This window comes from Micromonospora sp. WMMD1219 (assembly GCF_049315215.1).
Taxonomy (GTDB): domain Bacteria; phylum Actinomycetota; class Actinomycetes; order Mycobacteriales; family Micromonosporaceae; genus Micromonospora; species Micromonospora tulbaghiae.
On sequence record NZ_CP186057.1, the window covers coordinates 3,363,838 to 3,388,493 of the forward strand.

24 protein-coding genes and 1 riboswitch are annotated in these 24,656 nt (G+C 75.4%); of the genes, 9 read left to right on the plus strand and 15 right to left on the minus strand.

The window, feature by feature from the left end; translation table 11 throughout:
* The first annotated feature begins 12 nt into the window (after positions 1 to 12).
* Together ACN27C_RS16300 and ACN27C_RS16305 are read left to right on the plus strand one after the other, a co-directional pair.
* The gene (locus tag ACN27C_RS16300) at positions 13 to 600 is read left to right on the plus strand and encodes a redoxin family protein (RefSeq protein ID WP_422751534.1); all 588 of its coding nucleotides are present in this window, start codon (positions 13 to 15) and stop codon (positions 598 to 600) included.
* Positions 597 to 1,481, plus strand: a complete 885-nt coding sequence (locus tag ACN27C_RS16305; protein WP_244933232.1) for a cytochrome c biogenesis CcdA family protein — start codon at positions 597 to 599, stop codon at positions 1,479 to 1,481. The genes ACN27C_RS16300 and ACN27C_RS16305 overlap by 4 nt, the downstream gene beginning before the upstream one ends.
* Here ACN27C_RS16305 and serS read toward each other — a convergent pair.
* The 5 genes from serS to ACN27C_RS16330 form a co-directional block, all read right to left on the minus strand.
* On the minus strand, positions 1,468 to 2,751 hold the full coding sequence (gene serS / locus ACN27C_RS16310; RefSeq protein WP_252452479.1) for a serine--tRNA ligase: 1,284 nt from the start codon (positions 2,749 to 2,751) through the stop codon (positions 1,468 to 1,470). The two genes, ACN27C_RS16305 and serS, sit on opposite strands and share 14 nt — an antisense overlap.
* A gap of 449 nt (positions 2,752 to 3,200) precedes the next feature.
* Positions 3,201 to 4,364 (minus strand): MerR family transcriptional regulator, encoded by a 1,164-nt coding sequence (locus ACN27C_RS16315; RefSeq protein ID WP_422751535.1) that lies wholly within the window; start codon positions 4,362 to 4,364, stop codon positions 3,201 to 3,203.
* 31 nt (positions 4,365 to 4,395) lie between these two features.
* Entirely contained in the window at positions 4,396 to 5,571 is a 1,176-nt protein-coding gene (locus ACN27C_RS16320) for a saccharopine dehydrogenase family protein (protein ID WP_121684263.1), read from the minus strand.
* 31 nt (positions 5,572 to 5,602) lie between these two features.
* Positions 5,603 to 6,739, minus strand: a complete 1,137-nt coding sequence (locus tag ACN27C_RS16325; RefSeq protein WP_364803748.1) for an alcohol dehydrogenase catalytic domain-containing protein — start codon at positions 6,737 to 6,739, stop codon at positions 5,603 to 5,605.
* Positions 6,736 to 7,179: a hypothetical protein gene (locus ACN27C_RS16330; protein WP_422751536.1), complete on the minus strand. Its 444-nt coding sequence runs from the start codon at positions 7,177 to 7,179 to the stop codon at positions 6,736 to 6,738. The genes ACN27C_RS16325 and ACN27C_RS16330 overlap by 4 nt, the downstream gene beginning before the upstream one ends.
* 155 nt (positions 7,180 to 7,334) lie before the next feature.
* Here ACN27C_RS16330 and ACN27C_RS16335 point away from each other — a divergent pair, with 155 nt between their 5' ends.
* Positions 7,335 to 10,130 (plus strand): LuxR C-terminal-related transcriptional regulator, encoded by a 2,796-nt coding sequence (locus ACN27C_RS16335; RefSeq protein ID WP_422751537.1) that lies wholly within the window; start codon positions 7,335 to 7,337, stop codon positions 10,128 to 10,130.
* 7 nt (positions 10,131 to 10,137) lie between these two features.
* Here the strand turns inward: ACN27C_RS16335 and ACN27C_RS16340 are convergent, their stop codons facing one another.
* From ACN27C_RS16340 to ACN27C_RS16355, 4 genes are all read right to left on the minus strand, one after another.
* A complete protein-coding gene (locus ACN27C_RS16340; RefSeq protein WP_422751538.1) occupies positions 10,138 to 10,692 on the minus strand; it encodes a DsbA family protein in 555 nt (184 codons plus the stop codon).
* Positions 10,689 to 11,186 (minus strand): redoxin domain-containing protein, encoded by a 498-nt coding sequence (locus ACN27C_RS16345; RefSeq protein WP_252452467.1) that lies wholly within the window; start codon positions 11,184 to 11,186, stop codon positions 10,689 to 10,691. Before ACN27C_RS16345 ends, ACN27C_RS16340 begins: the two co-directional genes overlap by 4 nt.
* Before the next feature lie 59 nt (positions 11,187 to 11,245).
* Complete coding sequence (locus ACN27C_RS16350) at positions 11,246 to 11,920, minus strand: BON domain-containing protein (protein ID WP_421498646.1); 675 nt, start codon at positions 11,918 to 11,920, stop codon at positions 11,246 to 11,248.
* A gap of 161 nt (positions 11,921 to 12,081) precedes the next feature.
* Complete coding sequence (locus tag ACN27C_RS16355) at positions 12,082 to 12,486, minus strand: hypothetical protein (RefSeq protein WP_120568610.1); 405 nt, start codon at positions 12,484 to 12,486, stop codon at positions 12,082 to 12,084.
* Positions 12,487 to 12,907: 421 nt separating this feature from the next.
* On the opposite strand from ACN27C_RS16355, the gene ACN27C_RS16360 reads away from it, so the two are divergent.
* Positions 12,908 to 13,267 carry an STAS domain-containing protein gene (locus tag ACN27C_RS16360; protein ID WP_013287849.1) on the plus strand — a complete coding sequence of 120 codons (360 nt, stop codon included), beginning with the start codon at positions 12,908 to 12,910 and terminating at the stop codon, positions 13,265 to 13,267.
* Between the two features lie 101 nt (positions 13,268 to 13,368).
* Positions 13,369 to 13,821, plus strand: a complete 453-nt coding sequence (locus tag ACN27C_RS16365) for an SRPBCC family protein (RefSeq protein ID WP_358194342.1) — start codon at positions 13,369 to 13,371, stop codon at positions 13,819 to 13,821.
* Positions 13,822 to 13,844: 23 nt separating this feature from the next.
* Here the strand turns inward: ACN27C_RS16365 and ACN27C_RS16370 are convergent, their stop codons facing one another.
* The 4 genes from ACN27C_RS16370 to ACN27C_RS16385 all read right to left on the minus strand — a co-directional run bounded on the left by ACN27C_RS16370 (position 13,845) and on the right by ACN27C_RS16385 (position 19,359).
* Positions 13,845 to 14,918 carry a coiled-coil domain-containing protein gene (locus ACN27C_RS16370; RefSeq protein ID WP_121686659.1) on the minus strand — a complete coding sequence of 358 codons (1,074 nt, stop codon included), beginning with the start codon at positions 14,916 to 14,918 and terminating at the stop codon, positions 13,845 to 13,847.
* A gap of 4 nt (positions 14,919 to 14,922) precedes the next feature.
* A riboswitch (cyclic di-AMP (ydaO/yuaA leader) is annotated at positions 14,923 to 15,053 on the minus strand.
* A gap of 143 nt (positions 15,054 to 15,196) precedes the next feature.
* Positions 15,197 to 16,111, minus strand: coding sequence for a cation diffusion facilitator family transporter (locus ACN27C_RS16375; RefSeq protein ID WP_120568613.1), 915 nt, complete (start codon positions 16,109 to 16,111; stop codon positions 15,197 to 15,199).
* A 91-nt stretch (positions 16,112 to 16,202) separates the two neighbouring features.
* Positions 16,203 to 18,320: a HelD family protein gene (locus tag ACN27C_RS16380; protein WP_121686658.1), complete on the minus strand. Its 2,118-nt coding sequence runs from the start codon at positions 18,318 to 18,320 to the stop codon at positions 16,203 to 16,205.
* A gap of 124 nt (positions 18,321 to 18,444) precedes the next feature.
* Positions 18,445 to 19,359 carry an alpha/beta fold hydrolase gene (locus ACN27C_RS16385; RefSeq protein WP_422751539.1) on the minus strand — a complete coding sequence of 305 codons (915 nt, stop codon included), beginning with the start codon at positions 19,357 to 19,359 and terminating at the stop codon, positions 18,445 to 18,447.
* A gap of 148 nt (positions 19,360 to 19,507) precedes the next feature.
* Here ACN27C_RS16385 and ACN27C_RS16390 point away from each other — a divergent pair, with 148 nt between their 5' ends.
* A complete protein-coding gene (locus ACN27C_RS16390; RefSeq protein WP_120568616.1) occupies positions 19,508 to 20,137 on the plus strand; it encodes a carbonic anhydrase in 630 nt (209 codons plus the stop codon).
* 37 nt (positions 20,138 to 20,174) lie between these two features.
* On the opposite strand, the gene ACN27C_RS16395 is transcribed toward ACN27C_RS16390, so the two are convergent.
* On the minus strand, positions 20,175 to 20,504 hold the full coding sequence (locus tag ACN27C_RS16395) for a hypothetical protein (protein ID WP_013287842.1): 330 nt from the start codon (positions 20,502 to 20,504) through the stop codon (positions 20,175 to 20,177).
* 329 nt (positions 20,505 to 20,833) lie between these two features.
* Here ACN27C_RS16395 and ACN27C_RS16400 point away from each other — a divergent pair, with 329 nt between their 5' ends.
* The 3 genes from ACN27C_RS16400 (at position 20,834) to ACN27C_RS16410 (ending at position 23,375) form a co-directional block, all read left to right on the plus strand.
* Positions 20,834 to 21,325, plus strand: coding sequence for a DUF3145 domain-containing protein (locus ACN27C_RS16400; RefSeq protein WP_013287841.1), 492 nt, complete (start codon positions 20,834 to 20,836; stop codon positions 21,323 to 21,325).
* Between the two features lie 33 nt (positions 21,326 to 21,358).
* The gene (locus ACN27C_RS16405; protein WP_358172424.1) at positions 21,359 to 23,083 is read left to right on the plus strand and encodes a glycoside hydrolase family 3 protein; all 1,725 of its coding nucleotides are present in this window, start codon (positions 21,359 to 21,361) and stop codon (positions 23,081 to 23,083) included.
* Between the two features lie 70 nt (positions 23,084 to 23,153).
* The gene (locus ACN27C_RS16410; protein WP_120568618.1) at positions 23,154 to 23,375 is read left to right on the plus strand and encodes a hypothetical protein; all 222 of its coding nucleotides are present in this window, start codon (positions 23,154 to 23,156) and stop codon (positions 23,373 to 23,375) included.
* A gap of 54 nt (positions 23,376 to 23,429) precedes the next feature.
* Here ACN27C_RS16410 and fabF read toward each other — a convergent pair whose 3' ends face one another.
* Positions 23,430 to 24,656, minus strand: coding sequence for a beta-ketoacyl-ACP synthase II (gene fabF / locus ACN27C_RS16415; RefSeq protein ID WP_121686656.1), 1,227 nt, complete (start codon positions 24,654 to 24,656; stop codon positions 23,430 to 23,432).

Sequence of the window (24,656 nt, forward strand, 5' to 3'; positions counted from 1 at the left end):
CAGGAGCCGCCGATGCGTACCGCCGCTCGTGTGACAGCCGCCGCCGTGCTGGCCGCCACGCTCGCCGCCGCGACCGCCTGCGCCGCCGGGCCCGAGCCCGGGGACCGGGCCGGAGCGGTCGCACCGGCGCCCCCGGCCGCCGCGTCCCCGTCCGGGCCGGCATCCGCGCCGGCGTCCGCGTCACCGGCCACGGTGCCGGCCGCGCTGTCGTTCACCGGCAAGACCCTCGACGGTACGGCGTTCGACGCCGCCGCCCTGGCCGGGCGGCCGGTCGTGCTGTGGTTCTGGGCGCCCTGGTGCGCCACCTGCGCCAGCCAGGCGTGGACGGTGGCCGAGATCGCCCCGGCCTACCGCGACACGGTTCCCGTCGTCGGCGTCGCCGGGCTCGGCGAGCAGAAGGCCATGACGTCGTTCGTCACCGAGTTCGACCTGGGCGGCACGACACAGATCGACGACCGGGCGGGCGTGCTGTGGCGCCGGTTCAAGGTGGCCGAGCAAAGCACATTCGTCGTCCTGGACCGCACCGGCCGGGTCGTCCACCAGGGATTCCTGGACGGCGAGGCACTGACCCGGCAGGTCGAGACGCTGGCCCGGGGATGACCGGCGCGCTGCTGCTCGCGCTCACCGCCGGCATGCTCGGCGCGGTCAACCCGTGCGGCTTCGCGATGCTGCCCGCGTACCTCTCGTTGCTCGTCGCCGGCCCCGACGGCGGGCGCGGCGCGGTCCGCCGCGCGCTCACCGCGACGGCCGGGCTGACCCTCGGGTACGTGCTGGTGTTCGGCGCGTTCGGGCTGGCCCTGGCACCGGCGGCGGACTGGCTGCGGCCGCGGCTGCCGTGGCTGACGGTGACGCTCGGCGTGCTGCTGGCGTTGGCCGGGTGCTGGCTGCTCGCCGGCCGGCGGCTGCCCGCGCCACGCCCGTTACGCGTCGCGCCCCGGCTCACCCGCACCTGGCCGTCCATGGCGCTGTTCGGCGCGGCGTACGCCCTCACGTCGCTGACCTGCGCGATCGCGCCGTTCCTGGCGATCGTGGTGACCAGCCTGCGGGCCGGGTCGCCGTTGCGCGGGCTGGCGCTGTTCGGCGCGTACGCGCTGGGGATGGCGCTCGTGGTCGGGGTGGCCGCGCTCGCCGTGGCGCTGCTGCGCGGCCGGGTCGTGGCCCGGTTGCGCGGCGCCGGCGCGTGGGTGCCGCGGCTGAGCGGCGTGGTGCTGCTGGTCGCGGGCGGCTACGTCGCCTGGTACGGCTGGTACGAGGTACGTCTCGCCCAGGGCCGCTACGACGCCTTCACCGACCCGGTCATCCGCACCGCCGCCGACATTCAGCAGACCGTGGTGAACGCCGTCGACACGCTGGGCCCCGCCGTCCTCGCGGCCCTCCTGGCCGCGCTCCTCCTCGCCGCCCTCACCCACCCCCGCCCCCGCTCCCGCTCCCACCCTCGCGGGGGAGAGGCGGAGGCGGGGGAGCGGGTCAGCGCGGGGTGAGGCGGTCGGTGCCCAGCTTGTCGCGGAGGACCTCCGGGACCACCACCGAGCCGTCGGGCTGCTGGTGCTGCTCCAGGATGGCCGGGAACAGCCGGCTGGTGGCGAGCGCCGAGCCGTTGAGCGTGTGCACGAAGCGGGTCTGCTTCGCGCCCGGCTCGCGGTAGCGGATGGCCGCCCGGCGGGCCTGGTAGTCACCGGCCCAGGAGACCGACGACACCTCCTTGTACTTGCCGGTGCTCGGCATCCACACCTCGACGTCGAGCGTCTTCTTCATCGAGGCGCTGGCGTCACCGGCGGCGAGCAGGCTGGTCTGGAAGTGCAGACCGAGCTTGTCGACCAGGCCCTCGACGTGCCCGACCATCGCCTCCAGCGCCTCGCCCGCCTGCTCCGGCAGCGTGAACTGGAAGATCTCCACCTTGTTGAACTGGTGGCCGCGTACGGTGCCGCGCTCGTCGGAGTGCGAACCGGCCGCCTCGCGCCGATAGCACGGCGTGTACGCGAACGCCTTCAACGGCAGCTTCGGCGTCTCCAGGATCTCGTCCTGGTACGCGCCGAGGATCGCCGTCTCCGCGGTGGGCAGCAGGAACTGGCCGCGCGAGGACGACTGCTTGTCGATGTGGTAGACGTCGTCGTGGAACTTCGGGAACTGCCCGGCGGCGAAACCGGCGCTCTCCAGCAGCAGGTGCGGCGGGAGCAGGAACTCGTAGCCGGCCTGGATGTTCTGCTCGATCAGCCAGTTCACCAGCGCCCACTCCAGCCGGGCGCCGAGGCCGGTGTACATCCAGAAGCCCGAGCCGCCGAGCTTCACGCCCCGCTCGTGGTCGACCAGGCCGAGCGCACGGCTCAGCTCCACGTGGTCGCGTACCTTCTCGATGGCCGGTGCCTCGCCGAACGTGCGCACCACCCGGTTGGCCTCCTTGCCCCCGGCGACCACGTCGTCGGCGGGCAGGTTCGGCAGCTCGCTCATCGCCGAGCGGAGCCGGGACTGCACCTCGTCGAGCTGGGACTCCAGCTCCGCGAGCTGCTTGCGCTCGGCCTCCGGGGCGACCGGCTGCGGCGTGCCGCCGGACCGTTTCGCCTCCGCGTACGCGCGCGCCTCGGCCTTGCGGCGCTGCCGCTCGGCGTCGATCTCCGTGATCAGGGCGCGTCGCTCCTGGTCGAGCCGCTGGATGTCGTCCAGCGCCCGGGTGACCTCGGCGGGATCCAGACGCTTCGCCAGCGCGGTCGCCACCGCCTCGCGATCCTTCCGGATCAACTCCATGTCGAGCATGCTGCTCGTACGCCTCCGTCCAGGCAGTCAGGTGGGACCTCCAGATGCTACCGTCGCGCCCTCGCCGCCCCGGCCCGGCCCGCGCAGCCCGCCGCAGCAAGGCCCTTTCCGGTGACGGTGCGTGGTGGTTGAGCCGCCGCCAGAGCGTGTTCACATTCCGTGATGGTGCTCCGATGCCCGTGCCAGCCCATTGCCGCTCACCGGTCCGCTGACCTGGTCAATCTCGCGGATCCGCTCTCCGGCCGACATGCCCCTCCGGCGACTTTGCTCTGCAGCCACCGACGCGGCGTTCGACGGAGCGTCAGCGTTGCGCGGATGGCTGCAGAGCAAAGTGCGCGAGGGGTGAAGGGTGGGGGGCGGCGGTGTGGTCACGCACGGTCACTGATTCCTGCCGCAGTGCGGTGCGGTGCGGGGCCGGGACCGGCGAGCGCGGGCCGGAGACCGGAGCGTCAGAGGCGTACCGGCATCAGGACCGAGAAGGCGTCCGCGTCGTCGGCCCGCCGCACGGCCAGCGGGGCGATCGGACCGTCCAGCTCCAGCACGAGCTGTCCGTCGCCGGACCCCAGCGCGTCCAGCAGGTACTCCCGGTTCACCGCCACCCGAAGCGCATCCGGGCCACCCGCGCCACCCGCGCCCGCCGCGCCGTCGGCGCCACTGGCGCCGCCCGCGCCCGCCGCGCCGCCCGCGCCGACCACTGCGTTCGGGTCGACCAGGCGCAGCTCGCCCCGGCCGTCCAGACCGAGCGCCACCACCTCGTGCTCGACGCCCTCGTGCGCGCGGTGGCAGACCGGGACGCCGTCGGCGGTGAGCGCCGCGCGCAGCGCCGCGCCGTCGAACGGGATCCGGTACGCGGGCACGTCGCCGAGCTGCGCCCGCAGCAGCCGCCGGTAGTCAGGGAAGTCGTACGGCAGCGGTTCGGCGGTCACCGGGCGGCCCGCCACCGTGACCGTCACCCGGTCGGCGGCGACGACCACCTCGGCGGTCTCCGCACCTTCGGCGTCCAGCAGCGCGCGGAGTTCGTCCACCGGTGCCACCGGCAGCAGCGCGCTCACCGGCGGGCCGTCGACGGTGCCGGTGACGCGGGCCACCGCCAGCCGGTGCCGGTCGGTGGCGACCAGCCGGACCCCGTCCGGCTCGACCTCCACCAGCACGCCGGACAGGACCGGCAGGTCGGGGTCGGCGCCGACGGCGAAGCGTACGGCGTCCACGGCGGCGGCGAGGTCGGTGCGGGACAGCACGAGGCGGGTGGTCACGATGGTCTCCTCCGGGTCGATCAGGCTGCGGATCCGGGAGAGTTCGCGACGGGCGTCGGCCAGGCCGTCCTCCAGGCGGCGCAGGTGCGCGTCCAGCAGCCGGTGCACCTCGGCCGGCCGGTGCCGGTGCCGCAGCGCCTCGGCGATGCCGGCCAGCGGCATCCCCACCCGGCGCAGCCCGGCCACCAGGCGGGCCGGGTCCACCTGCTCCTCGGTGTACCAGCGGTAGCCGGTGACCGGGTCCACCCGGGCCGGGGCCAGCACGCCGGAACGGTCGTAGAACCGCAGTGCGCTGACCGTCAACCCGCTGGCCCGGGCCAGTTCGCCGATGCTGCGAAGCTCGCTCTCCACGGCCGTCATCCTGTGACCTCAAGCGGGTCGAGGGTCAACCTCACGCCGGCAGGGTGCGGAACGTGATGCCGGCGCGTACCAGCCGCTCCAGCAGCGCGTCGCCCATCGCGGCGACGGGGGTGACCTGCCCGGCGGTCTCCGGCAGGTCGTCGAAGGCGAGGCAGAGCGCCGACTCGGCGAGCATCTTGGCCGTCTCGTCGTAACCCGGGTCGCCGCCGGCCACCTCGGTCACCACCCGCCGGCCGCCGCCGGTGCCCACGAACCGCACCCGGAACCACGACTTGGCCCGCTGCTCGGCGGTCGGCCCCTGCCCGGAGGCGAGCCGCCCGAGCAGCCAGCGCCGCGTCGGCGCCACCTTCACCAGCCCCACCACGCCGGCCAGCCCGACGCCCGCGACCAGCACCGTGGGCAGCCGCTTCATCGCCGCGAAGTGCCGGTAGCGGAAGTCCGGGCCGTACTCCGGGCGGGCCGCCGCGGACCGGCGGACCACCTGCGGGTCGATGGTGGGCAGCGGCACCGCCCACTGGCCGAACTCGCGTACCCGGCCGACCTTGCCCGGCACCGCGCGAACCCGGCGTCCGTCCGGGCCGGGCTCCATCGCCCGGCGGGCCCGCGCCGCGCGGCTCATCTCACCGGTACGGGAGAACGCGGTGAGCGCCGAGTGGTACGTCCCGGCGGAGAACCGGCCGCCGGCCCGGACGTACCCGTCCACGGCGATCGGCCCGTCGGCCGGCAGTTGCTTGACCGTGTACCAGACGCCCAGGTCGTGCGGGATCGAGTCGAAGCCGCAGGCGTGCACCAGGCGTGCCCCGGTGCGCACCGCCTCGGCGTGGTGCCGCACGTACATCCGGTCGACGAACTCCGGCTCACCGGTGATGTCGAGGTAGTCGGTGCCGGCCGCGGCGCAGGCGGCCACCAGCGGCTCGCCGTGGTGCACGTACGGGCCGACGGTCGTGGCCACCACCCGGGCGCACTCGGCCACCGCGCGCAGCGACGCCGGGTCGGTCACGTCGGCGGTGAGCAGCGGCAGGTCGGCCAGGGCCGGGTCGATGGCGGCCAGCCGGTCCCGCACCGCGGCCAGCTTGTCCGGGTTGCGCCCGGCGAGGGCCCAGCGCAGCCGGTCCGGCGCGTGCCGGGCCAGGTACTCGGCGGTCAGCCCGCCGGTGAAGCCGGTGGCGCCGAACAGGACGAGGTCGTACGGACGGTCTGCGCGCATCCGCCGAGTGTGCCATCCACGGCGCTCACCTTCACGGTGTGAAGACCACCCGGACGCAGCCGTCGGCCCTGTCCCGGAACAACGCGTACCCCTCGGCGCCGCGCTCCAGCGGCATCCGGTGGGTGGCCAGATGCTCGGTGACCAGCTCGTCGCGGGCCATCCGCTCCAGCAGCGCCGGGATCGCGGCACTGCCCCGGCGCCGGGCGGCGCGGACCGCGAGCCCCTTGTCCGCGAGCGCGCCGAGCGGGAACCGGTCCACGAATCCGGGCCGGGCGTCGAGCACCACCACCACGCCGCCCTTGCGGCAGGCGTGCACCGCCTCGCGCAGCGCCGCCCCGCCGTCCGGCTCGGCCGCCGGCCACCGCACCGGCGCGGCCGGCACCCCGGAGGCGTCGACGCACACGTCCGGCCCGCGGCCGCCGCTGCGTTCGCGCAGCTCGGCGAGCACGTCCACGTACCTGTGGTTGAGCGCCTCCACGCCGTCGTGCCCGGTGACCATCCGCAGCCGGTCGTCCCGGTCGTCGACGACCACCACCCGGTCCGCGCCCCGGGCCACCGCCGCGCCGGCGGTGAGCTGGCCGACCGCGCCCGCACCCCACACCGCCACCACGTCGCCGGGGGCGACCTCGCCCAGCTCGGCGCCGTACCAGCCGGCCGGTGCGGCGTCGGCGGCGAACACCGCCCGCTCGTCGCTCACCGACTCCGGTACGGCGAACGCGCCCACGTCGGCGTACGGCACCCGCACGTACTCGGCGTGACCACCGGCGAAGCCGCCCAGCCGGGCCGGGCGGCCGTAACCCCCGGCGGACGGCTGCCCCCACTCCGGCTCGGCGGTCACGCCGCTCGTGCCGTTGTCACAGCAGGCCGGCAGCCCCTGCCGGCAGAACCAGCACGCCCCGCAGGCCACCGCCGCGCCGACCACCACCCGGTCGGCGACCCGGTGCCGGCGTACCTCCGGACCGACCTCGACCACGTCGCCGAGGAACTCACGTCCGAGCACCTCCCCGGCGGACGCCTCGGGCACCCGCCCGCCCAGCAGCGGCAGGTCCGCGCCGCACGTGGTGCTGCGCCGGACCCGGACGATCATGTCCTGGGCGTTGCGCAGCTCCGGGTCCGGGACACGGCGCACCTCCACGAGGCCGGCCCCGGCCCAGCACAGCGCCCTCACGTCGGCGTCCCCGGCCGGTCCAGCGGCGAACGGTCCGCCCGCAGCACCTCGCCGGTCTCCAGGAGCTGCTTGGTCTGCCGCAGCACCTGCCGCAGGAACCGGCCCGGGTCGTCGCCGACCAGGTGCGCGGCGAATCCCGGGAGCGTGCACTCCCCGCCCAGCGGGCGGATCGCCAGTTCGGTGCCGCGCCCGCCGGGGGCCGGTCGGGCCCACACCTCGACCGCGCCGTCGAGGCGGCGCAGCGGCTCGGGCCACCGCCCCGCCGGGAGCACCTGTTCGGGCGCCGCGGCCACCGTCACCACCTGCCACCGGCCCGGCCGCGGATCCGTACCGGCCCGCCGCGGGCGGCGGCGGGCCAGCACCCGTGCGCCCGCCGGAGCCAGCACCCGTGCCCCCGCCAGCGCCAGCGCGCCGGCCCCCAGCCGTCTGCTCCGCGCCACCCGACCTCCCGCTGGTCCCCGGGCGGCCGGCGCTCCGGCCGGCCGCCCCGCGTGCCTACAGGGTGCGCGGCGCCCGGGTGAGCGGGGTTCGCCCGGAAGGGGTGAACCAGCGCGGTGCGGGTAACCGCTGCCCGCACCGACGGGGGGAGGGACGCATGCCGGAGGAGGCAGACCAGGTCGTCACCGCACGGAGCGGCACAAGCGACATCACCGGTACGCCCGATCTGCTCACCACCGGCCTCGATTCACCCGATGTCGCCGGTGGTGCGCTGCCGGGTGGCCCGCCGTTGCTGGCGTCCCGGTTGACGCCGCCCGTGCCGCCCGAGCCGGTCCTGCTGCGTCCCCGGCTGCTTGACCGGCTGGAACAGGGCGCGTCGGGCCCGTTGACGCTCGTCTGTGCGCCGGCCGGCTGGGGCAAGACGACGCTGCTGTCGACCTGGGCGCAGGGGGAGCGGGAGGGGCCGGCGCCGGCCTGGCTGACGGTGGCCGCGGGGGAGACCACCCGGCGGCTCTGGGGCTACCTCGCGGCGGCCCTGCGTACCGCCGCCGCCGACGACCCGGACGACGGGCCGCCACCGGTGCCGGACGGACCGCCCCGGCCCGAGCAGCTCGAAACGCTCGCCGCCGCGCTCGCCGCACGGGAACGACACGTGCTGCTGGTCCTGGACGACCTGCACCGGGTCACCGATCCGGCCGCCCTGACCGGGCTGGAGTTCCTGCTCCGGCACACCGACGGCCGGCTGCGGCTGGTGGCCGGCGCCCGCAGCGAACCACCGCTGGCGCTGCACCGCTGGCGGCTGGCCGGCGAGCTGACCGTGATCGGCGCCGACGACCTGGCGTTCACCGCCGACGAGGTGGCCGACCTGCTCGTCGCGCACGGCGTGTCGGTGCCCGCCCCGGCCGTGGCCCGGCTGGCCGAGCGCACCACCGGCTGGCCGGCCGGGCTGCGCTTCGCCGCGCTCGCGCTCGGGGACGGCGCCGACCCGGCGCGCGCCGTGGACCGGTTCGCCGGTGACCAGCCGGACGTCGCCGCGTACCTGCGGGACGAGGTGCTCGCCCCGCTGGAACCGGCGACCCGCGACGTCCTGCGCCGGGTGGCGGTGGCCGTCGCGGTCCACGCCGACCTGGCCGCCGCGCTGACCGGGCGGCCCGACGCCGGGCACCTGCTCGCCGAGGCGGCCCGGGAGGGCGGTTTCCTGCACCAGGACGGCGGCAACCCGCAGTGGTACCGGCCGCACCCGCTGCTGGCCGACGTGCTGCGCGACGAACTGGACCGGCTGCCCGCCGACGAGGTGCGCGAGCTGCACCGGCGCGCCGCCGGCTGGTACGCCGGCCACGACCGTCCGGCCGAGGCGCTGCGGCACGCGCTTCTCGCCGGTGAGTGGGCCGACGCCACCGAGCTGCTCGTGACCCGCTGGCCCGAGCTGGCGCCGGACGAACCGGCCGCCGTACCGGCCCCACCCGAGCCGCCGGCCGAGGCGGTCCGCCGTGATCCGGAGCTGGCGCTGGCCGCGGCCGGCGAGCGGGCGTACGCCGGGGACCGGGCCGCCGCCGACGTGCAGCTGCGGCGCGCGCTGGCCGACGCCGCCGACCTGCCCGCGCCGCGCCGCGACCGGTTCGGCCGGCTGGCCGCCGCCGTGGAGCTGAGCCTCGCCCGGCTCGGCGGCGACCACGAGGAGGTACGCCGGGCCGCCGACCGGCTGCTGTCCACCATCGCGGGGGACGAGTCCCCGAGCGGCCCGGACGCCGACGGTGCCGTGGCCGGTGAGGCCGGCGATCCGCGCGCCGGGACCGCCGAGCGGGACGACGTGCGCGCGGTGGCCGGCGCCGCGCACGGGCTGGCCGCGCTGGCCGAGGGGGAGCTGCCCACCGCCCGGGACCGGTTCGCCACCGCCCGGGAGGCGGCACGGCGGGCGGGGCGGCCGCGTACCGAGCTGCTCTGCGTCAGCCGCTCGGCCGTGCTGGAGGCGGCCCGGGGCGCGCTGCGGGCCGCCGAGGAGCTGGCCCGGGAGGCGCTGGCGATGCCGCCCTGCCAGGGCTGGTCGTCCCGGTCGGACTGCGGCTACGCGTACCTGGCGCTGGCGCTCGTGGACTGGCAGCGGGACCGGCCGGCGGAGGCCACGGCCCACCTGGCGCTCGCCGGGCCGGCCGGCGCGGAGCCGGGCGGCGCCGCGCTCACCGCGCTGTGCCGGGCCGGGCTGCTGGCCGACGGCGGCGACCCGGGCGGCGCGCTGCGCACGCTCGCCGAGGCGCGGACCGCCGCGCCCGGCCCGGAGCTGGGCGAGTGGCTCGCCGCCGACGAGGCACAGGTACGCGCCGTCGTCGGCGACGTCGACGGCGCCCGGGCACTGCTCGACGCGGCGGGCGACGGGCCGGCGCCGGCGACGGCGGCCGCGCGGCTGCGGCTGCGCGCCGGGGACGCCCGGGCCGCCGAGCGGGCGCTGCCCGACTGGACCGCGCCCGGCGCGGCGGACTGGCCGCTGCCGGTGCGGCTGGGCGCCGGGCTGCTCGACGCGGCGCTCGCCGGCGCGTCCGGTGACGCCCGGCGGGCCGGCCGGCTGCTGGAGGAGGTGCTGGCGCTGGCCGAACCGGACGGCTTCCGGCGCGTCTTCACCCGGGCCGACCCCGAGGTACGGGACCTGCTCGCCGCGCGGCTGGACTCCGGCACCGCGTACTGGGCGACGGTGAGCGAGCTGGTCCGGGGCGTGGACGCGCAACCGGCGGCCGCGTCGGCCGACGGTCCGGCCCGGACGCTCGACGAGCCGCTCACCGAGCGGGAGCTGACCATCCTGCGCTACCTGCAGAGCATCCTGTCCAACGTGGAGATCGCCGCCGAGCTGTCGCTGTCGGTCAACACGGTGAAGACGCACGTGCGCAACATCTACCGCAAGCTCGACGCGACCCGCCGGCGGGACGCCGTCCGGCGGGCGCGCGAGCTGCGGTTGATCTGATCGTTGCTCAGCCGTCGTCGGTGGCGGCGTCCACCACGGCCAGCAGTTCGGCCAGGTCGTAGCCGCCGTCGTGGCGGACGTCGTTGACGAACAACGTCGGGGTGCCGTTGACGCCGCTGCGGATGCCGCCGACGAAGTCCTGCCGGACCCGGTCGGCGTACTCCTGCCGGCCGACCTCCCCGGCGATCTCCTCCGGCGACAGGCCGATCTGCTCGACGCCCAGCGACAGGTGCACCGGGTCGAGCTGGTCCTGGTGCTGGTAGAGCCAGTCGTACATCTCCCAGAACCGGCCCCGGGCGGCGGCGGCCTCGGCGGTCTCCGCGGCGCTCTCCGCGTACGGGTGGACGTTGGTGATCGGGAAGTGCCGGTACGCCAGCCGCACCGTGTCGGCCCGCTGGCGCAGCACCTCGGTCAGGTTCGGGTACGCGGCACCGCAGAACCGGCACTGGAAGTCGCCGTACTCGACGATCGTGACCGGCGCGTCCAGCGGCCCGCGGACATGGTCGCGTTCGGTCACCGGGATCCGCAGTCGTGCGGTGGTGACCTGAAGGGGCGTGGTCATCCGGCACTCACCCGCCGATCCGAGTCCAGGCTCTCGAGCGCGTCGAGGATCCCGTCCACGCCCGGGTTCACCTCGGGCGGGGAAAGGTGGCTCCACGCCACCCGGCCGTCCGGGCCGACCACCACGAGTGCCCGGTCCGACTGCCCGTTCGGCGCGTACGCGCCGTACCGGCGCGACACCTCACCCTTGGGCTCGAAGTCGGCGAGCAGCGGGAACCGGATGCCCCGGCTCTCGGCGAAGGCCCGGTGCGAGTCGACGCTGTCCACCGAGATGCCCAGCAGCACCGCGTCGTACCGCTCCAGCTCGGGCAGGGCGGCCTGGTACAGGGTCATCTGCTCGCCGCAGACCGGTGACCAGTCCGCCGGGTAGAAGGCGAGCACCACGGGACGGCCCCGGAACTGCCCGGGGCCCACCTCGCGCCCGTCCGGCGCCGCCGGCAGCGTGAACCCGGGCGCGGCCTGCCCGGGTGTGATCAGCCCGTTCGGATCACTCATGCCTCCCACCATGGCCGCGACCCGGGTGAGGCGGGCTCACCCGGGCGGGGTGGTTCCGGTCAGCGCACGACGAGGTGGTTGTGCACCTCCCGGATGCCGGGGGCGTTCCACACCACCCGCTCGATCTCCTCGCGCTCGCCGGCCGAGTGGACCTGCCCGTCCAGCAGCACCGTGTCGCCGTGCACCCGCACGTCGACCTCCTCGGTCTCGGTGGCGCGGTTGCGGGCCAGCGCGTCCACGATCCGCTCGGCCAGGTCGCGGCCGTCGGCGTGCACCGCCGGGCGCACGGCGATGCCGTTGCTCACCCCGCGTACGCCGGTGAGCCGGGCGACCGACCGTTCGGCGGCCCGCCGCTGGTACTCCCACTCGACCTCGCCGTGCAGCGTGACCCAGCCGTCGGCCACCGTCACCTGCAACGCCTCGATCGGCACGAACGCGTCCCACTCCAGCGCCCGTACGGCCGCGACGGCGATCTCCGGGTCCTCCCGTCCGGCCGCGGTGTCGATCCGGACGGCGAGGTCGTTGGCGACCGCGCGGACCCGGGTGACCCGGTGCGCGGCCCGCTCGGCGGCCCACTTCTTGGCGTAGCTGTCCACCCGGCCGGTGAGCGTCACCACGCCCTCGGTGACGGTCACCCCGATCTCGTCCGGGCCGACCCGCGGCTCCCAGGTCAGCTCGTCGAGCACGGCGGTCTGGATGTCCCGGTCGGTACGCGTGACCGTGTCGGTGGCCATCCGGCTCTCCCTCCCGTCGATCGCGGCGCGGGCACGTGGTCCCGCACCCGCGATCCTGCGCGTGTCCCGGGTGAGCCGCCCTCGCCCGGTCCGGGTGAGGCAGCACGACGGCCGCTCCCGGGAGCCCCGGGAGCGGCCGTCGTCGCGTCGTACTCGGCGGGTCAGCCGTCCAGGCCGGCCGGGGAGTTCGGCCGGTCCACATCCACGAACTCGATCTCGTCCGCGGCGCGGTCCCGGCTGCCGGCGGCGCGCGCCGCGGTCCCGGCGGCCCAGCCGATCGCCGCGCCGGCGAGCGCCGCCGCGATCAGCAGCGTCCAGGGCAGCGCGGGCCGGCGGCCGGCGAGCGCGTCGAACGCGAGACCGGCCCGGCGACGTGCCTCCTCGGCGGCGGAGCCGACCAGGTCGGTGGCGTCGTCGGCCAGGCCGGAGGAGCTGCGGCGGGCGGTACGGGTGGCGTCGCGCACGCTGTCACCGGCGGAACCGACGGCGGAGAGCAGGTGCTGCCACGCCTGGTCGGCGACCCGCTCGGCCTTGCCCCGGCGGTCCAGCAGGTTGGATCCGAACATAGTTCTACCTCCTCGGGTGCCGAAGGCCGGCGGCCACTTCGGACTCCGGTGTCCATCCGGCGGGTTCACTGTCTCGGGCAGTGCCCCACCGGCACGCCCGGCAAACCATGCCCGGGTCACGGGCGGCCCGGGCAGCGAACGGGACGAACCACCCGAACGCGCCGGGACCGGTGCCCACGGGACGTGCGTGCGCCCGCTACCCTGGTCGGCGGATCGGCCGGGCCCGCCCGGCCGCAGGGTTGGCCGCGGCCCACCTTGAAGGGGAAACTGGAACCCGGAGGTCCGGATTGGGTACGCCCAGGTGTGCCCAGTTCGCGAATTGCTCATCCCGGGGGGTGGCGACCGGGCCGTCGGAGGAATACGCTCGGTCGCGGCCCGCGTACTGATGAGGCGCCCGTCATGGGCGAGTGGAGGTGCTCGCGTGAGCCTGTCGATCGTGAAGTCGGTGCGGCCGGGTGGTGTCGTCCAGATCGCGCCCCGTGGGGAGATCGACGTCGACACCGCGTACGAGGTGCGGGAAGCGATCGCCGAAGTGCTCGCGAAGGGCCGCCCCTCGCGGATCGAGCTGAACATGCGGCTCGTCACGTTCATCGACTCGGTCGGCATCAGCGCCATGGTCGCGGGCTTCCAGACCTGCGAGGTCAGCGGCGTCAAGCTGGTGGTCACCGAGCCGAGCCGGTTCGTGCACCGGCAGCTCTGGGTGACCGGCCTGCTCGGCCTGTTCGGCGCGCCCGAGCCGTGGTTCGCCGACGACACCCCCGAGGTGCTGCCCGGCGCCTGAGCGCCGTTCACACCCCCTGCTGCCAGGGGACCTTCTACCCGTTGCCAGTCCGGCGTCGGTACGGGACGATCGTCGCGACGCACGACGGCGAGGGGGCCCGCTTGCAGAGCAGCGACAGCTTCAGCTACACCGTGCAGGCCCGGTGCACCCGGGCCGAGGCGGTGGCGCTACTGGGTGACCTGAGTCGCCAGGGCGAGCTGCATCCGCTGATCGTCCGGGTCCGGAAGCTGCCGGCCCGGCCGGGCGCGCTGGCCAGCTACGCGATCACCGACCGGCTGCAACTCGGCCCGCTGCACTTCCCGGTCACGTACCAGGCGGACGTGTTGATCGCCGGCGAGGACGAGGTCGTCACCGTGGCGCGGCAGCAGCCCGCCACGACGGTCCGCAACCACACCCGCCTGCGCGACGAGCCCGACGGCACGGTACGCATCGACGTGGAGATCACGCTCACCGCACCGGCACCGCTGTTCGGGTACGCGTTCCGCCAGGCCCGGGCGGCTCACCTGGGCCTGGCGGCGCGTCTCGGAGCGACCCTGGAGGGCCGGCCGACCTGATCCGGCCGCCCTCCAGGGTGCGCTCAGTACACCGACAGGTGCACGTGGTTGGTGTGGTCGCTGGACGGGTCGCCGTTGCCGCCGCTGTACGACTTCCACCCGCTGCTGGGCAGCCAGATCTGCTTGAACCAGATCACGTAGAGCACGGCGAGCGGGTCGGCGTTGCGCACGAAGTACGCGGCCAGGTTGTTGCCGTACGTCCGGTCGCCGCCGGTGGCCACGCCGCCGAAGCCGCTCTTCTGCGCGGCGAAGTCGCAGGCGCGCCCCTTCGGGTGCTCACCCGAGCCGCTGGGCCGGTGGCAGGAGACGTACCGGGTGAAGCCCGCCGCCTTGGCCTGTTGCAGCGCGTGCAGCGTGCGTGGGGTGATGCAGCCGTTCGCCGGGGTCGGGTCGTTGACGCTGCACGACTCCGACGGCCAGGAGCCGTCCGAGTTGCGCGGCGCGGGCTTCGCGTTCTTGCTGGAGGTGCCCTGGACGCTGCCACCGCCGCTGCTGCTGCGCGAGGCCCGGTCGTTCGCCACCTCGAGGGCACGCTCGGCCTGCTCCTTGCGCTTGCCCATCACCGCCACCTGCTTGCGCTGCTCGCGGATCTCGCCGTCGAGCTCGGTGCGGGTGCGGGTGGCCTCGTCACGGGTCGCGATCAGGTCGCGCAGCGTACGGTCCTCGTGCGCGGCGACCTGCTCCAGCGCGGCGGCCCGGTCCATGAAGCCCTCCGGGCTGCTGCTGCCGAGCAGCGCCCCGGCGGTGCCCAGGCGGCCGTTGCGGTACGCCACGGCGGCGATCTCGCCGACCTTGGCGTCCCGGACGGCCAGTTCGGCGCCGACCGTCTTGAGTTGTTCGTTGAGTTGCTTCTGCCGGTTCACCGACCGGTTGAGCGCGGCCTTCGCCTCCAGCCAGCCCTTGCTGGCCGCGTCGAGCTGGGCGCGCAGTTCGGGCGTGCCGCCCTCGTCGTCGCCGGGCGCGGCGGCGAGCAGGCCGGTCGCTGGCGCCGCCGAGGCGGGGGAGGCCGGAACGGTCGCGACGCCGAGGGTCAGCGTCGCGACGAGCAGGGCCGCCAACCGGGCGGCCGTCCGTCGTACAGGTGCCACTGGGGGCATTCACACGTCCTTCCGTCAGCGCCGACCGGGTTAGCTGACGGGTTCGGGACGGAAGATCCCTACCGCTGACGCGGATGCACCCCACGTACGTGGTTCCCCGGCTCGTCCCTGCGGACGATTAGGCGACGGCCGCCCCACCGGGGCCGGTGGCGCCCGCGGGTGCGGCCGCGACCGAGACTACCGGCGCTGCCCGGGCACGGCTCCGTGGAGCAGTGCCACTAGGCGGGGCAAAACCGGCATAAGACTACATTAGCCACAGTGATTTAAGTGTGTCCTAATCACCACTCGGTCTGTCCGCACACTCCAGCCGACGCTCCGGGTTCGACCTGCAACGTGGCGTGATCGATGGAGAAGTCCTCGTGCAGGGCGGCCCGCGCGGCGGCCAGCACGCCGGCCGGGTCCACGCCCGGGTCGGTGGTCAGGTGCGCCGAGGCCACCTCCATGCCCGAGGTGAGCGTCCAGACGTGCAGGTCGTGCACCTCGGCCACGCCGGGTACGGCGGCCAGCCGGTCGTGCACGGCGGTCACCTGGAGGTGTTCCGGCGCGGCCTGCACCAGGATGCGCAGCGCGGCCCGGCCGAGCCGCCAGGTACGCGGCAGGATGAACAGGCCGATCCCGACGGCGACCAGCGGGTCCGCCCACCACCAGTCGGTCACCGCGATGACCAGGGCGGCGGCGATCACGCCGAGCGAGCCGAGCAGGTCGCCGAGCACCTCCAGGTACGCCCCGCGCAGGTTGATGCTCTCCTTCGACCCGGCGCGCAGCAGCGCGAACGCGACGATGTTGGCGAGCAGGCCGAGCACCGCCACCACCAGCATCGGGCCGGCCAGCACCTCCGGCGGCTCGCCGAAGCGGCGTACCGCCTCGACCAGGACGTAGATGGCGACGGCGCCGAGCAGCACGGCGTTGGCGAGGGCGGCGAGCACCTCCAGCCGGTAGAGCCCGAACGTGCGCTGCGGGTCGGTGCCGGCCCGGCGGGTGGCGGTGATCGCCGCGAGGGCCATGCCGATGCCGAGGACGTCGGTGAACATGTGCCCGGCGTCGGAGAGCAGCGCCAGCGAGCCGGTGGTGAAGGCGGCCACCGCCTCGACCACCATCAGGGCGGCGAGCAGCGCGAACGCGGCCCAGAGGCGGCCCCGGTGGCGGTGTGCCGCGTTGGCCACCGCACCGCTGTGGTCATGACCTGCGCCCACGCCAACACCCTCCCTGCCGCGTACCGGCCCGGCCCAATGTATGTTCACATCGCTATGTATGCAAGTGAACTGTGGGTGGCGGCGGGGCCGGTCACCCCACCGGGTCGAGTGTGGTGAGGCGCTGGGTCGCCCGGGACAGCGCCACGTAGAGCGTGCGGACGCCCGAGCCGGGATCGGCCCGGATCTCACCCGGCGCCACCAGCACCACGCCGTCGTACTCCATGCCCTTGGCCTGAAGGCTGGTGACGACCTGGAGGCGGCCCGCGCCGAGCCCGCCCAGCCAGCCCGCCACCTCGTCCCGGCGCGGCACCGGCGTGATCACGCCGACGGTGCCCTCCACCTGCGCGAGCAGCGCCTCGGCCGCCTCGACGGTGGCCGCCGGCAGGTCGGCGGCGGGCACCGTGCGCTCGACCGGCGGCACACCCGTGGACCGCACCGCGGCGGGCAGCGGCAGGTCCGGGTAGAGGCGGCGGATCTCCGCCGCCGCCACCGCGAAGATCTCCGCCGAGTTGCGGTAGTTGGTGGTCAGCTCGTAGCGGTGCCGCTTGCGCCGGCCCAGCGCCTGGTCACGGGCCCGGTCCAGCTCCTGCGGGTCGCCGGTCCAGGCGGTCTGCGCCGGGTCACCGACCACCGTCCAGGACGCCAGCCGCCCGCGCCGGCCGACCATCCGCCACTGCATCGGCGAGACGTCCTGCGACTCGTCCACCACCACGTGCGCGTAGTCGCGGTAGTCGTCCGGACGCTCCCGCGCCGCCGCGCGGGCGGCGCGCTGCCGGTCGGCGTACGTGCTCAGCTCGCGCACGCCACCGGCGAGCTGGTACGGGTCGCGCTTGGGCCGGGCCCGCTGCACCGGCTTGCCGAGCAGCGCGTCCAGCTCGTCCAGCAGCGCGATGTCGGCCACCGTCAGCCCCTCGGTCGCGAGGCTCCGGTACGCGTCGCCGAGCAACCGGATCTCCGCCGAGGACAGGATCCCCCCGGCGTAGCGGCGCAGCCGGTCCGGGCGGGCCAGCCAGTCCAGCACGTGCCGCGGGTGCAGCCGGGGCCACCACGCCTTGAGGAACTCGCGGAACTCCGGCCGCTCGATGATCTCGTCCTCGAACGCGGGCTGCTCCGGCAACCGGCCCACACGCAGCGTGCGGGCCTGCGCGTAGAGCGCGGCGAGCACCGCGTCGAACGCCGCCCGGCGCACCTCGTTGCGGCGCGCGCCCCGGGCCAGCGTCCGGTCCCGGATCGCGTCCAGCGCGGGGCGCTCCAGGCGCAGCAGCTCGCCCCGGTAGAGCAGGCGCAGCTCGGCGGGGGAGTCCGGCACCGCGTCGCGTACCGCGCGTTCCAGCACCCGGCGCATCCGCAGCGACCCCTTCACCGCCGCCACGTCCGGCGGGTCGGTCCGGGACGCGGACAGGCCGGGGAACAGCGAGCCGAGCGAGTGCAGCGTGGCGGTCTCCTCGCCCAGCGAGGGCAGCACCGAGGCGATGTACTCGACGAACACGCCGGACGGGCCGACCACCAGGATGCCGCCGCCGGCGTACCGGGCCCGGTCGGAGTAGAGCAGGTACGCGGCCCGGTGCAGCGCCACCGCCGTCTTGCCGGTGCCCGGGCCGCCGGAGACGATCGTGACGCCGTTGCCGGGGGAGCGGATCGCCTCGTCCTGCTCGCGCTGGATGGTGGCGACGATGTCCCGCATGCCCCGGCCGGTGGCCCGGGACAGCGTGGCCAGCAGCGCCCCGTCACCGACCACCGCCATGTCCGGCGGCGCGGCCTCCGGGTCCAGCAGGTCGTCCTCGATCCGGGTGACCTTCTCCGAGGCGGACTGGATCGTGCGCCGGCGCACCACGCCGCGCGGCTCGGCGGGCGTGGCCTGGTAGAAAGCGGCGGCGGCGGGCGCCCGCCAGTCCACCACCAGCGTCTCCGCGTCCACGCCCCGCACACCGAGGCGGCCGACGTGCAGCACCTGCCCGGTCCGCAGGTCCAGCCGGCCGAACACCAGTCCCTCGTGCTCGGCGTCCAGCACGTGCCGGCGCTGGGCGGCGTGGAAGACCATCGCGTCCCGCTCGACCAGCGCGCCGAAGTTGCCGACCCGGGCCAGCCGGTAGCCCTCCCGCTCGGCCTCGGCCGCGGACCGGCGCAGTTCGGCCAGCCGGGCGTACACCCGGTCGAGGTGGCGCTGCTCGGCGGCGATCTCCCGGTCCAGCGTGGTCTGGTCGGTCAACGCGGATGCTCCTGTGTTCGGAGGGCACGACGGGCTGAATGAGGGTACGGGCCGCCGGCAACCGGCACGCCGGGGCATGCCGCGCACGTGGCGTACGTCGGTGCCGCCCGGAGGTGGGGAACGCTCAGAGGCGAGTCGCGGGGCGGGCCGCCAGCACCCGGTCCAGCACGCCGGAGAGGGCGGCGTTCACCGCGTCGGGGCGCTCCATCATGAGCATGTGCCCGGCGCCCGGGCAGACGGTCAGCTCCGTGGTGGGCAGCGCCGCCGCGATCGACTCGGCGCAGGGCGGCGGGGTGAGCCGGTCCCGGTCCCCGACCAGCGCGGCGGCCGGCAGCCCGCCGAGCGCGGCGAGTGTCTCCAGCCGGTGCTGGGCGCCGATCGAGGCGCGGAAACCGCCGATCGAGCGCAGCGTGGCCCGGGCCACCGCCGAGGTGACCAGCCGGATGTCCGCCGGGTCGCAGCGGTCGCCGAACAGCATCCAGCGGATGCTCGGGCGCAGCGCGCGCAGCAGCGCGTGCGGGGGCCGCCAGCCGCCGCAGCGGGCCAGCACCCCGGCGCCCGTGGTCTCGGCCAGGCGGATCAGCCGGGTGATCCGGGGGGAGAGACCGTACGCGGTGTGCGTGTGCCCCTCGGCGGTGGTGGAGACGAAGACCAGGCCCGCGGTACGGGCGGCGAACCGGTCGGGGTGGCGGTGGGCGTACTCCATCACGGTCATGCCGCCCATCGAGTGCCCGACCAGGACGACCGGACCGGCCGGGACGATCTCGTCGACCACCGCCGCGAGGTCGTCACCGAGCTGGGCGAGGGTGGCGTCGCGCAGCGCCAGGCAGCTCGACCGGCCGTGCCCGCGCGCGTCGTAGGTGACCACCCGGACCCGACCGCCGAAGCGCTGCCGCAGCTCCGTGACCTGGCGGTGCCAGCTGCGCCCGTCCAGCGTCCAGCCGTGCAGCAGGACGGCGGTGACCTCGGCGTCGACCGGCCCGGTGACGCTGACGTGCAGGCGTACGTCGTCGGGGAGCCGCAGTTCCAGGTCCGGCATCGTCCACCTCCCGGGCCCACCGGTGTGTGTCCACCGGATGACCCGGCGGTGACACCGGCGTTACCCGCCATGAGACCACGGCAACCGGCCCGGAGAGAAGATTCCGGTCCGGCCCCACGGCGTCGGATCGGTGACCAGGCTGGGAGGCATGCCGTCCACCGCCCGCACTCCCCGCGCCGCGCTGGCCGAGCTGCTCGCCGGCAACCGGCGCTTCGTCAGCGGGCAGCCGGTGCACGGGCACGACGTCACCGCCGCCGCGGCGGTGGCCTCCGGCGACCAGCAGCCGTACGCGGTGGTGCTGGGCTGCATCGACTCCCGCGTGCCGTTGGAGGCGATCTTCGACCAGACGTTCGGTTCGATCTGCGTGATCCGCACCGGCGGGCACGTGCTGGACCGGGCCGTGCGGGGCTCGATCGAGTACGTGGTGGAGCAGCTCGGCGTACGCCTGGTGATGGTGCTGGGCCACGAGCGCTGCGGCGCGGTCGGCTCGACGGTCGAGGCGCTGCGCACCGGGCGCCGCCCCGGCGGGGACCTGGCGTACGTGGTGGACCGGATCGCCCCGGCGGTCACCGACGTCGGGGTGGACGACCCGGACGCGCACCCGCTGGCGATCCGCCGCCACGTCCGGCGCACCGTGGCCGCGTTGCGCGCCGACGACCGCCTGGCCGGGCCGGTGGAGGCCGGCGAGCTGGCGGTGGAGGGCGCGCTCTACGACCTGGCCACGGGCGAGGTCACGCTGCTGCCGCGGGAGGAGACGCGAAACCGCCCGCCGGGGTGATCCCGGCGGGCGGTCGCGGTGGTGCGGGTGAGGGTGCTCAGCCCTCGAAGACGCCGGCCTCGACCAGGCGCTTCTCGGTGGCGTCCCAGCCGTGGTCCGGGTAGGACGCGGCCAGGCCGTTGATCTCGGCGCGGATCTTGGCGGCGTGGCCGGCGGCGGCCAGCACCCGGATCTCCTCGACGAAGGCGTCGGAGTCGGTGCGCAGGTGCGCGGTCTTGCCGTTGGTCAGGTTGCGCACGTAGGCGTGCTTGCCGCCGTTGAGCGGGATCAGGTACTTGAACTCGCCCAGCACGCTGAGGGCGCCACCCTGGCCAGCCTGGCCGGCCCGGACGGACGCGCGCGCGGTCTTAGAGGTGTTGCTCGCCACGGAGGTACTCCTTGCAGACGTACGGTGGGGACGGAAGGCCGTCCGGGGGCTGTGCGAGTGACGCCCGGGTGGGCGCCGGCCCGCGAAGATGTACGGCGGCACAGAGAACCGCCCAGAGAACTGTACACGACCACGACACCTGGCTGGTCGTCGCGGCGTCAGAGGGCATAACCGGGTCCACCACCCGGGTATTTCCCGCCCCGGCGGACCGGCGAATTTTCCGATTCGCTGGCGCACCACCAGTCACACGGGTCATCATGTGTGCCAGGTACCACTCGGTACGACGAGGTCGTAGGGGAAGACGCACCTCGGCTCACCGGGAGGTCACCGTGCCAACGCGTGGCGTCGTATACGTCCACTCGACCCCGCTCGCCGTGTGCTCGCACGTCGAGTGGGCGATCGCGCGCGTCCTCGCCGCGCCGGTCAACCTGCACTGGACGGCGCAGCCCGCCGATCCGGGCGCCCGTCGCGCCGAGTGCGGCTGGACCGGCAGCCCGGGGACCGGCGCGGAGCTGGCCGCTGCCCTCCGGCAGTGGCCCATGATCCGTTTCGAGGTCACCGAGGAACCCAGTCCCGGCGTCGACGGCGAGCGCTTCATGTACGTACCGGGCCGCGGCCTGTTCCGCGCCGCGGTCGGCGCGGCCGGCGACATCCAGCTCGGCGAGGACCGGCTCCGCAGCCTGATGGCCGCCGCACGCAGCCCGGAGGCACTGGCCCACGCCCTGGACAAGGCGCTCGGCACCGCCTGGGACGCCGAGCTGGAGCCCTACCGGTACGCCGGAGACGGCGCGCCGGTGACGCTGCTCACCCGGGTCGGGTGACGGGGGCCGAGTTGCCCCGATACGGTGGGCCGCGTGTCGATTTCCCCGCGGCGCTCCGCCGTCGCGCTCGCCGCACTGACCGCGCTGCTCGTCTCCGGGTGCTCGGACGGGCCGGACCGGCCCCGGCCTGCGCCGACGAGCCCGGCGCCGCCGTCGGCCGCGCCCGCGCCGAGTGAGTCGCCGGCCGCCGATCCGGCCGCCCGGGCGGCCGCGCTCGTCGGCACGCTGAGCGACGAGGACCTGGTCGGGCAGGTGCTGATGCCGTACGCGTACGGCAGCTCGGCCACCGAGGTCTCGGCCGGGTCGGCGGCCGGGAACCGGGCGCTCGCCGGGGTCGACACCCCCGCCGAGATGGTGGCGAAGTACCGGCTCGGCGGCGTGATCCTGGTCGGCTTCAGCGCCGACGACCCCACCTCGGGCAACCAGGCCACCACGAACGTGGACAACCCGAAGCAGGTCCGCGCGCTCACCGACGGGCTGCGCGCCGCCGCCGGCAAGCTGCCCGCCGGCGCCGCGCCCTTCCTGATCGGCACCGACCAGGAGTACGGCGTGGTCACCCGGATCACCGACGGGGTGACGCTGCTGCCCAGCCCGCTCGCCGCCGGCGCCGCCGGGAACCCGGCGCTGACCGAGGCCGCCTGGCGTGCCGCCGGGGCCGAGCTGGCCGCGATGGGCATCAACCTCGACTTCGCCCCGGTCGCCGACGTGCTGGCGGCCCGCAGCACCGTGATCGGCTCCCGGTCCTTCGGCGCCGACCCGGCGACCGCGTCCCCGCAGGTGGCCGGGGCGGTACGCGGCCTTCAGGCGGAGGGCGTCGGCGCCGCGGTGAAGCACTTCCCCGGGCACGGCCTGAGCGCCGAGGACTCGCACACCGAACTGCCGGTGATCAAGCAGTCCCGCGCCGAACTGGACCGCCTCGCGTTCCCGCCGTTCCGGGCCGGGATCGGGGCCGGGGCCATGGCGGTGATGTCGGCCCACCTGGACGTCAAGGCCGTCGACCCGGGCACCCCCGCGACGTTCTCCCGCAAGCTGCTCACCGACGTGCTGCGCGGCCAGATGGGCTTCCAGGGCGTGGTGATCACCGACGGGATGAACATGGCCCCGGCGAAGAAGTGGTCGCCGGGCGAGGCCGCGGTGCGCGCGCTCAACGCCGGCAACGACCTCATCCTGATGACCCCGAACGTCAAGCAGGCGTACGACGGGCTGCGCGCCGCGCTCAAGGACGGCTCGCTGCCCCGCGCCCGCCTGGTCGAGGCGGTCACCCGGGTGCTGACCATGAAGTTCCGGCTGGCCGGGCGGGACGCGCCCGCGCTGTCCACGCTCGACGGCGCCGCACACCGCAAGGCCGCCGACGACCTGGCCACCGCCGCCGTGACGGTGCTGCGCGGCAAGTGCGGCGGCGCGGTGAGCGGACCGGTGAGCGTCACCTCCTCCGGCGGCCGGGAGCGCACCCGCAAGCTGCTGACCGAGGCGCTCACCAAGGCCGGGGTCAAGGTGGTGCCCTCCGGCGGGACTGTGGTGCACCTGGTCGGGTACGGCGACGGTGCGAAGGACCTGCGCGCCGACGCCGCCGTGACGGTGGCCATGGACACGCCGTACGTGCTGTCCGGGGCGAAGTCCCCGACGCTGATGGCGACCTACTCGTCCACCCGCGCGTCGATGACCGGGCTCGCGGCGGTGCTCGCCGGCAAGGCCCGCCCGGCCGGGCGCTCCCCGGTGCCGGTCTCCGGCCTGCCGGCCACCACCTGCCGCACCTGACCCGGCCGCTCGCCCGGCCGCGCCGAAACCCGGGTGCGTCCGGGCGGTCCCGGCTGGCAGGGTGGCGCGCATGGGAGAGGCAGCACAGGGTTTCCGCTACGTCGAGCGCGCCGACGGCACGGTGGTCGTCACGCATCACGGCCGGGTCGCCGCCACGTTGCGCGGCGGCCGGGCCGCGCAGTTCCTGGCCGAGGTCGAGGACGACCCGCAGCTGGCCATGGCCCGGTGGACCGGCAACTACCGGCGGGGCAACGAGCGGACCGCCCGGCAGCACCCCCGCAACCGCGGCTGAGATGCAAGGAAGGGCCCCTTCTCGAACGGAGAAGGGGCCCTTCCGCGCGTCCGCTCAGGGGCGGGTGAAGACCAGCGCCACGTTGTGCCCGCCGAAGCCGAACGCGTTGTTCAGCGCCGCCGGGATCTCCATGTGACGCGCCTTGTGCGCGGCCACGTCCAGGGTCAGGCCCTCGTCCGGGTCGTCCAGGTTGATCGTCGGCGGGATGACGCCGTCCCGGATGGCCAGGATGGTGGCGATCGACTCCAGCGCGCCGGCCGCGCCGAGCAGGTGCCCGGTCATCGACTTCGTGGCGGTGAGCACCGGGTGGTCGCCGACCGCCTGACGCAGCGCGCCGATCTCCAGCATGTCCCCGACCGGGGTAGAGGTGGCGTGCGCGTTGACGTGCACGATGTCGGTACGGGCCACGTCCGCGTCGGCGACCGCCCGGGCGATGGCGCGGATGGCGCCCTCACCCTCGGCGTGCGGCTGCACGATGTCGTACGCGTCCGAGGTGATGCCCGCGCCGGCCAGGCGCGCGTACACCCGGGCGCCCCGGGCGGCGGCGTGGTCGGCGCGCTCCAGGATCACCACGCCCGCGCCCTCACCGAGCACGAAGCCGTCGCGGCCGGAGTCCCACGGCCGGGAGGCCCGCTCCGGCTCGTCGTTGCGGGTCGACATGGCCCGCATCGAGCTGAAGCCGGCGATCGGCAGCGGGTGGATGACCGCCTCGGTGCCGCCGGCCACCACCACGTCGGCCCGGCCGGCGCGGATGATGTCCAGTCCCAGCGCGATCGCCTCCGCGCCGGTCGCGCAGGCGCTGGCCACCGTGTGCACGCCGGCCTTGGCGCCCAGCTCCAGGCCGACCCAGGCGGCCGGGCCGTTCGGCATCAGCATCGGGATGGTGTGCGGGGAGACCCGCCGCGGTCCGGAGGCCTCCAGGATGTCGTCCTGGGCGAGCAGGGTGGTGGCGCCGCCGATGCCCGAGCCGACGCTGACCGCCAGCCGCTCCGGGTCCGGCCCGGCCTCGTCCAGACCGGCGTCGGCCCACGCCTGCTTGGCGGCGATGATGGCGATCGCCTCCGAGCGGTCCAGCCGGCGCAGCTTCACCCGGTCCAGCACCTCGGACGGGTCGACCGCCAGCTCGGCGGCGATCCGGACGGGCAGTTGCGCGGCCCACTCCTGGGTGAGCGCACTCACCCCGGAGCGGCCGGCGAGCATGGCGTCCCAGGTCGACGCGACGTCCCCGCCGAGCGGGGTCGTCGCGCCGAGCCCGGTGACGACGACGTCGGGACGACTCAT